At 66.4% G+C, this 515-nt stretch carries 1 protein-coding gene; it reads left to right on the top strand.

From position 1 onward, the window contains the following. Positions 1–243 (top strand): transposase (locus E2C06_RS36945; RefSeq protein WP_165982930.1); only part of this gene is annotated, 243 nt, incomplete at its 5' end. Positions 244–515: the final 272 nt, after the last annotated feature.

Here is a 515-nt window from a genome sequence, read left to right as displayed (position 1 = left end):
GGTGGGAAGGACCGGCTCGGGCGGATCACCAAAATGGGTGACCGCACGATCCGGCGCCTGCTCGTGACCGGCGCGCTCTCGGTCATTCGGTGGGCCAGGGCGAAGGAGGGCTTCGCCGAGACTTGGCTTGGCCGGATCATCGGGCGGAAGCCGCTGAAGCTGGCCGCGGTAGCGCTCGCTAATAAGACAGCGAGGATCATCTGGGCCATGCTGTCGCGCGGTGAGGCGTACCGAACGGCCTGAGATGAAGATGGCGTCAGCCGCCACCGCGGCCGACAGAGTTGGTGCATCGGCGCTGATGGAGGTGATGACGCGACGGTCGATCGACGAGATCGGGACACCCCGGAGACGTGTACGCGCCACGAGCGCGTCAGCTTGATAAGGACCCGATCCGCGGATCTCATCAAGGCCGGCGGCCGTGTGCCGCCTCTCGTAGGCCGGACACATGCACGCCGCCGACCCGACGTCAGAAGCTCCAGATTCGCTCTTGCACCGCGGAGGCCATCCACACATGC

It is taken from the genome of Dankookia rubra, assembly GCF_004355005.1.
GTDB classification, from domain to species: Bacteria; Pseudomonadota; Alphaproteobacteria; order Acetobacterales; family Acetobacteraceae; genus Paracraurococcus; species Paracraurococcus ruber_A.
The sequence above is the reverse complement of the archived record's forward strand: the minus strand, read 5'-3'. Positions and strand labels throughout refer to the sequence as shown.